This window comes from Litoreibacter sp. (genome assembly GCF_058136045.1).
Window position 1 is genome coordinate 288,855 of the sequence record NZ_JBYVDD010000003.1, and the last position, 12,304, is coordinate 301,158.

12 protein-coding genes and 1 tRNA gene are annotated in these 12,304 nt (G+C 56.2%); 11 read left to right on the forward strand and 2 right to left on the reverse strand.

Annotation, left to right across the window (positions count from 1 at the left end):
• Window positions 1–41: 41 nt before the first annotated feature.
• The 4 genes from AC3Y7R_RS02755 to AC3Y7R_RS02770 all read left to right on the forward strand — a co-directional run bounded on the left by AC3Y7R_RS02755 (window position 42) and on the right by AC3Y7R_RS02770 (window position 2,624).
• Window positions 42–131: transfer RNA gene (locus AC3Y7R_RS02755), tRNA-Ser, on the forward strand.
• 131 nt (window positions 132–262) lie between these two features.
• Complete coding sequence (locus AC3Y7R_RS02760; RefSeq protein WP_490040475.1) at window positions 263–1,168, forward strand: hypothetical protein; 906 nt, start codon at window positions 263–265, stop codon at window positions 1,166–1,168.
• 74 nt (window positions 1,169–1,242) lie between these two features.
• Window positions 1,243–1,692 (forward strand): hypothetical protein, encoded by a 450-nt coding sequence (locus AC3Y7R_RS02765; RefSeq protein WP_490040476.1) that lies wholly within the window; start codon window positions 1,243–1,245, stop codon window positions 1,690–1,692.
• Between the two features lie 2 nt (window positions 1,693–1,694).
• Window positions 1,695–2,624, forward strand: a complete 930-nt coding sequence (locus AC3Y7R_RS02770) for a DUF4123 domain-containing protein (RefSeq protein WP_490040477.1) — start codon at window positions 1,695–1,697, stop codon at window positions 2,622–2,624.
• 27 nt (window positions 2,625–2,651) lie between these two features.
• On the opposite strand, the gene AC3Y7R_RS02775 is transcribed toward AC3Y7R_RS02770, so the two are convergent.
• Window positions 2,652–3,560 (reverse strand): LysR family transcriptional regulator, encoded by a 909-nt coding sequence (locus AC3Y7R_RS02775; protein WP_490040478.1) that lies wholly within the window; start codon window positions 3,558–3,560, stop codon window positions 2,652–2,654.
• A gap of 111 nt (window positions 3,561–3,671) precedes the next feature.
• Here AC3Y7R_RS02775 and AC3Y7R_RS02780 point away from each other — a divergent pair, with 111 nt between their 5' ends.
• The 7 genes from AC3Y7R_RS02780 to AC3Y7R_RS02810 all read left to right on the forward strand — a co-directional run bounded on the left by AC3Y7R_RS02780 (window position 3,672) and on the right by AC3Y7R_RS02810 (window position 11,497).
• A complete protein-coding gene (locus AC3Y7R_RS02780; protein ID WP_490040479.1) occupies window positions 3,672–4,733 on the forward strand; it encodes a dipeptidase in 1,062 nt (353 codons plus the stop codon).
• Between the two features lie 51 nt (window positions 4,734–4,784).
• On the forward strand, window positions 4,785–6,380 hold the full coding sequence (locus AC3Y7R_RS02785; protein ID WP_490040480.1) for an ABC transporter substrate-binding protein: 1,596 nt from the start codon (window positions 4,785–4,787) through the stop codon (window positions 6,378–6,380).
• Window positions 6,381–7,457, forward strand: a complete 1,077-nt coding sequence (locus tag AC3Y7R_RS02790) for an ABC transporter permease (RefSeq protein WP_490040481.1) — start codon at window positions 6,381–6,383, stop codon at window positions 7,455–7,457.
• 11 nt (window positions 7,458–7,468) lie between these two features.
• Window positions 7,469–8,380, forward strand: coding sequence for an ABC transporter permease (locus AC3Y7R_RS02795; protein ID WP_490040482.1), 912 nt, complete (start codon window positions 7,469–7,471; stop codon window positions 8,378–8,380).
• Window positions 8,380–9,237, forward strand: coding sequence for an ABC transporter ATP-binding protein (locus AC3Y7R_RS02800; RefSeq protein WP_490040483.1), 858 nt, complete (start codon window positions 8,380–8,382; stop codon window positions 9,235–9,237). The genes AC3Y7R_RS02795 and AC3Y7R_RS02800 overlap by 1 nt, the downstream gene beginning before the upstream one ends.
• A complete protein-coding gene (locus AC3Y7R_RS02805; protein WP_490040484.1) occupies window positions 9,234–9,977 on the forward strand; it encodes an ABC transporter ATP-binding protein in 744 nt (247 codons plus the stop codon). The genes AC3Y7R_RS02800 and AC3Y7R_RS02805 overlap by 4 nt, the downstream gene beginning before the upstream one ends.
• Before the next feature lie 146 nt (window positions 9,978–10,123).
• Window positions 10,124–11,497 (forward strand): MmgE/PrpD family protein, encoded by a 1,374-nt coding sequence (locus AC3Y7R_RS02810; protein WP_490040969.1) that lies wholly within the window; start codon window positions 10,124–10,126, stop codon window positions 11,495–11,497.
• Here the strand turns inward: AC3Y7R_RS02810 and AC3Y7R_RS02815 are convergent.
• Window positions 11,494–12,261: a hydroxypyruvate isomerase family protein gene (locus AC3Y7R_RS02815; protein WP_490040485.1), complete on the reverse strand. Its 768-nt coding sequence runs from the start codon at window positions 12,259–12,261 to the stop codon at window positions 11,494–11,496. The two genes, AC3Y7R_RS02810 and AC3Y7R_RS02815, sit on opposite strands and share 4 nt — an antisense overlap.
• Between the last annotated feature and the right edge of the window lie 43 nt (window positions 12,262–12,304).

Here is a 12,304-nt window from a genome sequence, read left to right on the forward strand (position 1 = left end):
CCTTGCGCTTCCCCCGATATTTTAGCTACACCCTGCGCCACGGACAGGTGGCCGAGTGGTCGAAGGCGCACGCCTGGAAAGTGTGTAGGCGGGAGACCGTCTCCAGGGTTCGAATCCCTGTCTGTCCGCCATCATTCTTCCTTTGGTATACCTCGTGTGCTTCCCTGATGATACGCATGGGCGCAAGCCGCCGCTGAGTGTGCCTTTGACACGTTTAAACTTATGTGCGAGCTTTTTGTATTGATTTTAGGAAGTATTTGATATGCCACAGGATTCAGCCGACTCGGCAGAGATGCGATGTCCGGGAAAAATGGAGAACATTATCGTTCTCGGCTCGGAGCAATCTTACGATTTATTTTGGTTGAAAATGATGTTTTTCAGCCCCGGGTTTGGGTTGGCGCAGGGCGTGCTCTCGGTGCCACGCTGGACCCATGCGGACAGGACCACCGTTTTATATGTCCCGCACGGGTATTCGCGCTCCGAGCTTCTTGCGCTGGAGTTCTTGCGAACCATAGGCATTCATCTGGAGGCAATCTCGTCGGTCAGTGATTTGACCACCTATCTGAACACCCGCACGATTGATGGGGAAGAGTATGACATTCTCAGGTTGCTGTTTATTTGCCACGGGCTGCCGGGAAAATTTGCGCTGAATTACAGCGGCTCCCCCAGAGTGGATTTGACGACCAGAAACATGACCGGCATTAATGCCAGCAGCTTTTGCCAACATGCGCGGATATATTCGTATGCCTGCCGGACTGGTGTTTGGCGGGCGTTTGAAAACTTCAGCAGTCTTGCGCAGGCAGAGCCGGAGAACTCCTTGGCGCAAAAGATGGCGACGCATCTAGGTGTACCGTTCCATGCCTTCTATACCCGCACCTTGTTTGCCGAATGCATTCGTGACCCGGCAGATAGCACGACAATTGCTGCGGCGTGCAAAAGCAAAAGGGTTGGGCATGAGGGCAGCATTCTAAACCTCAATGCAGAGTTTGATGCCTTGCCACACGCCGGGCAGGGAACTTCCTCGGGTTGGAGCCCGTTTTCTAGCGGGCAGGAAAAAGAAGGCACGTCCGAATACTCGCTTTGGCGCAAGGCAGGGGGGCGTAACATGCCTGTTGCCGCGTCTTCACCGACGGGTTTGCCGGGCGCTATGGCGGTGTTTACCCCATGACAATACGCCGAAAAATAATGATTGGTGGCACAGCCTGTGCCGCTGCAATTGGTCTTTTTTACGGGTATGCATTTATGACAGATTTTGAGCAAAACGACTTTTGCCGCATTTTAGATAAGGCCGAGTTCAGCCGTCTGGAGGCGGCGTGGGCAACGGATGTGATGCAAAAACCGGGTGACGGAATTTTGGTGCGCCTGAAAATCGAGACTGATCTGCCGCAAGACGGCAAACAGTTGCTTTCGATCTCTTTGGGCAGTTTGGCGGATCCGAACGGTATCGAATACAAAGGGCCGCGCCACGATGAGGTAGAGCTTCGCGTGGCCTTGGCGCCCGATGAGGACAGCTTTCCGGTTTTTCCGTCAGTCCAGCTCTTGACCCCCGCGCGTCGGGCGGTTTGCGTGTGGGAGGCAGAGCAGGGGTTTGACGTGGAGCGCGGCGACGAGGTGGTTCGCAAACGTCTGATTTTGCACACGCAGCGCAAAGCGGGCGTCATGGGCTCGATCGAGATATTGGACGATACTTAGACATGGTGCGCCATGAGGCAATTGCGGGTGTTGTTCCATTAGAGGTGCAGTTTCCGGCCCCCGATGGGCCGCTTGAATTGCCGCAGGGGTTGCAGCTTGCCTTGTTTGGCACGTCGGATACCCCGACGTCTTGCTATTGTGTGCTGGATGCCGGACAAATTCCCAACCTTGCGGAAACTCTGGCACGCTCGGGTCTAGAGCATAAATGCCTTTTCTCGGGGCAATTGGCGGAGGAGCTAAGCGAGGTTTCCCCGTGGCTGGTCCGCTTGGATGCGGCCAAACGATTTACCCACGACCTGTTTACTGCATCCGACGCGCCGTGGCATCTGTGGGGCAAATCGCGCTTTATTATACTGCGCTCTGGTGCAGGGTTTCATGACCTTTGGAAGCATTTTCGCGGGGTAACCCGGATCAAGGATGCGCGGGGAAAAGGGTATTATTTCCGGTTCTGGGAGCCGGCCTATTTCGGGGCGGTTCTGAAGCAAGGAAGCCCAGAGGAGGCGTGCAGGCTGGCCCCGCCTCAGCTGATCACTGAGGCGCTAATGCCGAAGAAAGGCAGCTTGGAAATCATAGCACTGGCAGCCATGAGCACGCCACGCCCAACCGCAGAATTTATTCTGAGCGACCCGCTGCGTGATGTGTTCAGTGAGGTGGCGTTGAGCCTGTTCTATGAGCAGATGGAGGTCAGTTTTTGTGCAAGCGGACGTATGAGCGCGGAGTTGTTCACGGACTGCTTGCAGGATGCTTTGCGTGCGGGATTTCGGGCAAAAGACGTCTTGGAAGCCTTAATGGATTGGTGCGCCGAGCAAAAAGTGAACTTATTACAACAGCCTTGGGCCCGTGCATCTTTGAGTGCCAGCACAGGTTTTGAAGACGTCTCAAGATTGGGTCAACTAAGGCGCGCCAGTCGAAGACTTCTGCCTAACGGTTGAGTGCAGGGCGTTTCGCGAAGTGCAACCTTAGGCCTTTTGCGAGAATGGATCCTTGGAGGTGTGCAGTCGCAGATGTCTGATGAAGGCGCGTGCGATACTTGGCGTTGGGCGGTGGTCAGGCGTCACAAAATAGCTGCGGTAATCTATCTGCGAGGCAAAAGGGCGAAACACCACATCGTCGGCGCGGTAGTGAACCACAGGAAACGGGTTCACGATGGCCAGCCCCAGCCCCTCTTTGGCCAGATCAACTGCGGCAAAAGAGGTCGAGGCTTCGGCCACAATGCGTGGCTCGGCGCGCGCGCCATGCAGGACTTTTTCCAACTGGGCACGTCGGGCATGGCGGTGCGGCAAAGCAATCAAGGCCTGCTCATGCAAGTCCTCGGGATGTATTGTCGTGTTGCCGCTCAAAGGGTGGGTCGGGCACATGGCACAGACGGCACTGGACGTGCGGTAAGGTGTCAGCTGCACGCCGTCACGCGACAGCTCAACCCCAGTTAGGCCAAGGTCAAACCGCCCATCCAAAATGCCACGAATAACCTCTTCAGACGGGGCGACTTCTAGGCTGATGAAATAGCGGGGATTGGCTTTCAGGAAGGTCGCGATGTGGTGCACCAAGAAACGGTGAGCGTAGGTTGGCGGTGCTATAATACGCAGCGTTTCTTGCGCGGGTTCCGGCGGCCCGTCAATCCGGTCTAGCGCCACAAACAAGGGGTCAAGACGGCGGTTGAGCAGAGCCGCCTCATCGGTCGGGCGCAACCGGCCGCCGTCGCGCTCGAACAATATGCGTCCGGTGCGCGCCTCCAGGCTGGCAATTGAGCGGCTCACGGCGGATTGTGACAACCCAAGCCGAATGGCGGCCTTGGAGGTTGTCCCGCTTTCCATCAAGGCGCGAAGGGCCTGATACTCGGGCAAACTGTGCCAAGTTTTGGTCGCCATGCCTGCCTCTGCGTAAATATCATTGATGTATGATCTATTATCATACTAATTCCTATGGTCCATGAGGAAATATCGGGTAACGTTGGCGTTGTTCTGGGGGGACCACCTAAATTGACCAATCAAACTGTTCCGACATTTTTCGACGGCCACAATGATGTATTGCTAAAATTGCACCGCGCGGGCGGGCTGTCGGCGACTGAGACTTTTGTAACCGGGCGTGAGGGCGCAATCGACTTGCCGTCGGCGGCGGCTGGCGGATTTGGCGGCGGCTTCTTCGCGGTTTTTGTGCCATCTCCGATTGATCTCGAGTTCAAATTCGACGAAATGACCAAGCCCGCTTATGATTTGCCCTTGCCCGACCCGATTGACTGGGAGGATGCATTCCCCGTCGTGATGGCGCAGGCCGCGATCTTGTTTGATTTGGAAAAACGCGGTGCCTTGACCGTATGCCGCAGTGCCGCGGATATCCGTGGGGCTTTGGCGGCAGGGAAAATGGCCGCGATCCTCCATATTGAAGGCGCGGAAGGGATCGATGCGGATTTGAATACGCTTGAGGTGTTGTATCAGGCTGGTTTGCGGTCCGTCGGTCCGGTTTGGAGTCGCTCCACAGCTTTTGGCCACGGTGTGCCGTTTCGCTACCCAAGCAGCCCTGATATTGGACCGGGGTTAACGGATCACGGCTTGCGCTTGGTGAAGCGCTGCAATGAGTTGGGCATCATGGTCGACTTGTCCCACCTGAACGAGGCGGGATTTTGGGATGTGGCGCGCCACTCGACCAAGCCGCTGGTGGCGACGCATTCGAATGTGCATGCGATCAGCCCGCACAGCCGCAACTTGACTGACAAACAGCTTGCCGCCATCCGCGAAAGTGATGGCATGGTCGGGTTGAATTTTGCGGTGGCTTTCTTGCGCGATGACGGGCGCATGTTGGCGGATGTGCCGTTGGAGCAGATGATCCGCCATCTGGATTACTTGATTGAACATCTGGGCGAGGACCGTGTTGGTTTTGGCTCGGACTACGATGGTGCCGTCGTGCCGCAGGATTTGACCTCCTGCGCGGGGTTGCCCAAACTAAGACAGGCAATGGCAAAGCATGGCTATGACGATGCGTTAATGGCCAAGCTATGCCACAAGAATTGGTTACGTGTGCTGGAGAAAACTTGGGGGGAATAACCCCCGTTGCACGTAATTTTATACTGAAACAGAACAGGAGAGGTTCTAACAATGAATGCACTTAACAAACTACTGACAAGCGCCGCGATCGGCCTTGCTGTGGGGGTTACATCCTTCGCTGCTTTCGCTGAAACACCAGCTAACATGCTGGTTATCGCCAACCGCATCGATGATGTGACAACAATTGACCCGGCTGAAAGCTTCGAGTTTGCAGGCTCCGATATTAGCCGCAACATCTATAGCCGCTTGGTTATTCTTGATCCAAAAGATCTGGCTGCAGGCTATCAGCCTGATCTGGCCACCAGCTGGGAAGTCTCCGAAGATGGCAAGACCATCACCTTCACCATGCGCGAAGGCGTTAAGTTCCAGTCCGGCAACCCTGTGCGTGCCGAAGATGCGGCATTCTCGCTGCAACGCGCTGTTATCTTGAACAAAACACCTGCGTTCATCTTGGGCCAGTTTGGCTTCACCCCTGAAAATGCCACACAGACCATTAAGGCTGACGGCAACAAGCTGACCATCACAACGGACAAAAAATACGCAACGTCCTTCGTGTTGAACTGCCTGACCGCTACTATTGGTGGGATCGTGGACAAAGAAACCGTCATGGCTAATGAAGTCGACGGTGACATGGGCAACACATGGTTGAAAACCAACTCCGCAGGTTCCGGCCCCTACACATTGGCCAGCTGGAAGCCAAACGAGAGCGTTACCCTGACTTCAAACGCTGACTACTACGCCGGCGCGCCAGCAATGGAGCGCGTTATCGTGCGTCACGTCCTTGAAAGTGCTTCGCAGCGCCTTTTGCTGGAACGTGGAGATATTGATATCGCACGTAACCTGAACCCTGAAGATATCGCAGGTGCGACCAAAGCCGACGGCGTTAAAGTTGTGGACGAGCTGAAAGGCCGCCTGATGTATATGGCGCTGAACCAGAAGCACCCTGTGCTGTCCAAGCCAGAAGTGCGTCAAGCGTTCAAATATCTGATCGACTATGAAGGCATGCGCGACAGCTTCCTGAAGGGTCAGTACACAATTCACCAAAACTTCCTGCCAGCTACTTACCTTGGCGCGTCGGATGAGAACCCGTTCTCTTATAACATCGAGAAAGCCAAAGAACTGCTGGCTGCCGCTGGTGTTGAAGGCCTAGAAGTCGAAATTGGTGTTCGTGAAGCGCAAGAGCGTATCGAGATCGGCCAAGCGTTCCAAAATGCTGCCGCTCTGGCTGGCATCAAAGTGAACATCACCGTGGGCACTGCCAAGCAAATCCTGGCACGCTACCGTGCGCGTGATATCGACATCTACCTTGGTGCATGGGGTCCAGATTATCCTGATCCACAAACCAATGCTGGCACATTTGCCTATAACCCAGACAACTCTGATGCAGCCAATGCAACAGGTCTTCTGGCGTGGCGTACAGGTTGGGATGCTGGCGGGTTGACCGAAAAAGTCGAGGCTGCTGTGACCGAAGGCGAGCGCGAAAAGCGCGTGCAGATGTATCTCGACATTCAAAAGGAATTTCGTGAAATCTCACCTTTCATCATGATGTTCCAACAGATCGAGCAATCAGCAATGCGCAACAATGTATCTGACTGGTCAACTGGTCAGGCTGTAACTGCTGCTGCTTATTGGCAGGTTACGAAGTAAATGGCCCTCACTGAGGATCACAACGAGGGGCGCCCATCACGGGCGCCCCTTATCGAGACGGTTTGGCCGTTTGTGAAGAAAACTCTGCTGACGCTCGGCTCTATTGCTGTGACGCTGCTGGGGTTGTTGTTCATCACCTTCATCATCGGGCGCATCATGCCGATTGACCCAGTTCTGGCCATCGTTGGCGAACGGGCGGCGCAGTCCACTTATGATGCTGTTTACTATCAGCTCGGCCTCGATAAGCCGTTGCTTGTACAGTTTTTCTACTACCTATGGGATGTGATCCATCTGGATTTCGGCATCTCATTGTTGAACGCGCGGCCTGTGTCCGAGGACATTGCGCGCGTCTTTCCCGCCACGTTGGAACTTGCCACTATTGGCATCATCATCGGCATCGTTTTGGGTGTGCCCCTAGGCGTGCTTGCCGCCGTGCGCAAAGGCTCGTGGATCGACCAAATTGCCCGCGTTTTGGCCTTGGTCGGCTACTCCATGCCCATCTTCTGGCTGGGCCTTATGGGTTTGCTGGTGTTTTACGGCGTCTTGGGTTGGGTCGGTGGACCGGGCCGCGTTGGCATCTTCTATGTTGATGTCGTGCCCAGCGTCACAGGCCTCATCTTGGTTGATGCTTTGCTGGACGCCAACTGGGACGTGTTTAAAGACGCGCTCAGCCACATCATCTTGCCGGCCTCACTGCTGGGCTATTATTCGCTGGCCTATATCAGCCGGATGACACGCTCGTTTATGCTGGAACAACTCAGCGCCGAATACATCACCACCGCGCGCGTCAAAGGCATGTCGGAATGGAATGTCGTGTGGAAACACGCCTTCAAGAACATCCGCATCCAATTGATCACCGTCATCGCCCTTAGCTATGCAGGCCTACTCGAAGGCTCGGTGCTGACCGAGATCATCTTTAGCTGGCCCGGCATCGGCAGCTATATCACCACTGCACTGCTTAGTGCCGATATGAATGCCGTTCTTGGTGGCACAGTTGTTGTCGGCTTGGTGTTCATTGTGCTCAATATTTTCTCGGATCTGCTTTATCAGGTCTTTGATCCTCGTGCGAAGAAATAGGGGACTGATAGATGTCTGAGACACAATCATTACGCGCATGGCTGCTGACCGATACACCGACCTCACGCCGTCACGCCAAACTGTCGGCGCTCTATCAGGGCTGGCTGTCGTTTCGCTCCAATTCAATGGCCATGGTCGGCTTGGGCATCCTTCTATTGCTTTTGCTGATGGCCGCGGCCGCGCCACTATTGGCCCCGCATGATCCGTTCTCCCAAGACCTTGGCAACAGGCTTGCACCGCTCTGGGGCAAGGACCATATCTTTGGCACCGATAGCTTGGGGCGCGATATCCTCTCGCGGCTGATCTATGGCTCTCGCATCACGCTCTATATCGTGGCGCTGGTGGCCCTGATCGCGCCTATCGCTGGGCTGCTCGTGGGCACCGTGTCTGGCTATGTTGGCGGTTGGACCGATACCGTCTTGATGCGTATCACCGATATTTTCCTCGCCTTCCCACGCCTCGTCCTCGCGCTGGCTTTCGTCGCCGCCCTTGGCGCTGGCATCGAGAACGCAGTGCTCGCAATCTCGCTCACCGCTTGGCCGCCCTATGCACGCATCGCGCGCGCCGAGACGCTGACAATCCGCTCGACCGACTATATCAGCGCCATCCAGCTGCAAGGTGCAGGGGCGATGCGCATCATCACCAAACATATCTGGCCGCTGTGCATTTCCTCGCTGATCGTGCGCGTTACCCTCGATATGGCGGGCATCATTTTGGCCGCTGCGGGGCTTGGCTTCCTTGGCCTTGGCGCGCAACCACCTAGCCCTGAATGGGGCGCTATGATCTCGGAGGGGCGCCGTTTCATCCTTGATTACTGGTGGGTTGCGACCGTGCCGGGCTTGGCGATTTTCACCGTATCCCTTGGCTTTAATCTACTTGGTGACGGGCTGCGCGATGTGCTCGATCCAAAGGCAGGTGAATAATGACTACTCTTCTTGATGTTCAAAACCTTTGGGTGAAATTCCCGTCACGCCAAGGCGTCTTCGATGCTGTGCGCGGGGTCTCATTCACCCTTGGCCGCGAACGCTTAGGCATTGTTGGCGAAAGTGGCTCGGGCAAGTCCATGACGGGCCGCGCCATTTTGCGCCTGATCCGCTCGCCCGGCATTGTCGAGGCAGACCATATCAACCTTGATGGCGTGGACCTGCTTAAAAAGTCCGAGAAAGAGATGCGCGCCGTGCGGGGCCAGAAAATCTCGATGGTGATGCAAGATCCCAAGTTCTCACTGAACCCGGTGATGAACATCGGCAACCAAATCATCGAGGCCTACCGGATGCATAATTCGGTCTCCTACCAAGACGCCTATAAGAAATCCCTCGAGATGCTAGAAGCCGTCTCGATCCGTGACCCCGAGCGCGTGATGCGCGCCTACCCCCACGAGATGTCGGGCGGCATGGGCCAGCGCATTATGATTGCGATGATGCTAATCCCGAACCCCGAAATCTTAATCGCGGACGAGCCAACATCAGCCCTCGATGTCTCCGTTCAGCGCCAAGTTCTCGATATCATGGACGGCTTGGTCAAAGATCGCGGCATGGGGCTGATCTTCATTAGCCACGACTTAAACCTTGTGGCGGACTTTTGTGACCGGGTGTTAATCATGTATGCAGGGCGCATCGTCGAAGTCTGCGACGCCAAGAAACTACATGATGCAAAACACCCCTATACGCGCGGCTTGCTGAATTCGCTGCCGCGCCTTGATGCCCCTCGCGCGCGCCTTGATGTGCTGCAACGTGACCCGGAATGGTCCCAAACCCCAAGTGTGAGTGGCCAGATATGAGTATGGTAACAATCGACGCGCTGAACGTCTGGTTCGGGACGAAACGTGACCGCGTTGATGCGGTGGTGAATGCGAGTTTCACCGTCGAGAAGGGGGAAAGCTTCGGCCTCGTTGGCGAAAGTGGCTCGGGTAAATCGACCATTTTGCGCGCTATCACCGGGCTTGCCCCGAACTGGTCCGGCAAGATGAGTGTCGACGGAAACGCCATTGGGCATGGCGCGCGTCCAAAGGCGTTTTTCAAGCAGGTGCAGATGGTTTTCCAAGACCCCTATGCATCCCTGCACCCGCGCCATTCCGTCGACCAAGTACTGGGCGAGACGCTGCATTTGCACGGGTTCAAAGACATTGATGACCGCGTGGTGAAACTGCTCGATGATGTAGGGCTTGGGCAAAAATTCCGCTTTCGCTATCCGCATCAACTTTCAGGTGGGCAACGCCAGCGTGTAGCCATTGCGCGGGCCTTGGCCCCGTCACCGGAGCTGTTGTTGCTGGACGAGCCGACCTCGGCGCTTGATGTCTCGGTGCAGGCGGAAATCCTGAACCTGCTGGCGGACCTCAGGGCGGAACTGGGGCTAACTTATATGATGGTGTCGCATGACCTTTCGGTTGTTGGCCATATGTGTGACCGGCTGGCAGTGATGAAGGATGGCGAGATCGTTGAGGTCTTGGGCGTTGAGGCGTTGCGCGAACAAAAGGCGGTACACCCGTATTCGCAACATTTGCTGCAAGCCTCAGTCTGACCAATACGCAGGCCCGCAAGCTCCAAAGATGTCGTTTCTGGCTGGTTTTTCCGTAAATCAAGCCTGTTTGCCCGCCTCAAACGGGTCATATTTGCCCTGTGTAGGGCGGGAATGCCCTTTCAAAGAGGGGCAAGCCTGTGACTGACATGCAATCTTTGACACAGCCATCACCGCGGATGATTGATCTGGCGCGCTGGTTGCGGGATCTTGATAGCGATGCTTTACCGGTTGAGGTTTTAACCACCGCCAAACTGTTGGTTCTGGACCTGTTGGGCGTATTGGCCGCCAGCCATCCCCTTGATGCCGGACGCATCGCCCGTGATCACGCGGTAAAACACTGGGCGGCTGGCCCCGAGGCCCCTCAGGCGCGGCTTGCCTTTGATGGGCGCAGCGCCTCGTTGCCGGGGGCTGCATTTGCCATGGCCACGCAACTCGATAACCTTGATGCCCATGACGGCTGGCAACCCTCCAAAGGCCATGCGGGCGCGGCCCTGTTGCCCGCATTGCTGGCGCTGAGCGAGGATGCACCACATCTCTCCGGCCGCGAAGCCTTGACCTTGATGGTCGCTGGCTATGAGATTTCCTACCGCGCGGCGGCGGCGCTGCATGGCACCGTGCCGGATTATCACACCTCGGGCGCATGGAACGCACTTGGCTGCGTCGCCATGGGCGCGCGGCTGCGCGGGGTCTCGGATCAAGTGCTGCGCCACGCCTTGGGGATCGCCGAATACCACGCCCCGCGCAGCCAGATGATGCGCGAAATTGCCAACCCGACCATGCTGCATGACGGCACCGGATTTGGTGCGCCGGTGGGGCTCTATGCGCTGCTTATTGCCGAGGACGGCTTTACCGGCGCGCCCGCTGCTACGGTCGAATTTGGCGATGCTGCGGGCTATTGGAGCGATTTGGGGCAGGTCTGGCTAACCTGTGCGCAATACGTGAAACCATACCCTATTTGTCGCTGGGCCCATGCCCCGATTGATGCGGCTCTGGGGCTGCGTGAAGCCTATGAAATTGACCCGCAAGATATTGTATCCATTGATATTTACACCTTCCGCTATAGCGCCGAGTTGAGCGCCTCGGTGCCCAAAACCTCTGCCGCTGCGCAATACTCTTTGGCTTGGCCCGTGGCTTGTGCCTTTTTGCGCGGGGGGGTTGGCGTGGATGAAGTGCGTGCGCCTAGTTTTAGCGACCCTGAGTTGGTCCGGCTCACCAAGTTGACCCGCGCCCATGTAGATAAGCAATTCGAGGCAAGTTATCCCAGCCAAAGACGCGCCCGCGTTAAGGTTTCCCTACGCGACGGGCGCAGGTTTGACAGCGGATGTATCGAGGCTTCCGGCGGGCCTGATCCGCAACCAACCGAGGCTGAAATCATCGCAAAATTCCGCCGCTTTGCCGGGAGTGTTCTAGATCCCGAGCAGGTGGTCGCCTTAGAGAAATCCGTAATGGGGTTGGATGACAGAAACGCCAGTTTTAAGCCGTTGTCTGATCTTGTTTTTAACATTAAGATAGATGTCTAACGATATGAATTCATCCACTTTAATCTGCCATCAATTGAACCTCTTGGCTTGTACTCGGCACCGATTGGTGCGGCCCAGCCGCGCGCCTGAAACTCCGCCAGCAACCACGGGTAATTAAGTTCTCCGGCGTCTGGTTCACCCCGATTGGGAACGCCTGCGATTTGGATATGGCCTATTTGCGACTGACACGCGTTGAACAGGCGCAACAAATCGCCCTGCATGATCTGCAAGTGATAACAATCGAACATAATCTTAAGGTTTGGCAGGTCCACCGCACTCAAGGTTTCTTGGGCCTGTTGGATCGTCGAAATATGATATCCGGGGGCGTCATGTATGTTCAACGGCTCGACCAGAATTGCACGTTGGGTCAGAGCGGCCTGTGCGCAGGCATATCGCAGGTTTTGCGCAAAACAGGCCTTGCTGGCGGAGGAGCGGTCGGTGAACCCCGCCATCACATGCACATTGGGCGCGCCGATGATGCGCGCATAGGCCAGCGCCTCGTCAATGTAGCCCCGTGCTTCGGCCTCGCGACCCGGTATCGCCGCGCAGCCGTTATCCCCGGCCGCCACATCCCCGCGCTGCGTATTCAGGCCCAGACAGGGCAGGCCGGTTTCCTCCAGCGCCGCCTTGACCTCTTGGGCTGGCGTGGCGTAGGGCCAGTGCAATTCCACGGCTGAAAACCCCGCGTGCTTGGCCTCAAGGATCGCATCAGGCAGTGGAATATCCGCCCATAAAAACCCCAAATTTGCCGAGAAACTCACCATTCATCCCACTCCATACTGTTCTCATTGCTTTGTCGTGCATGCG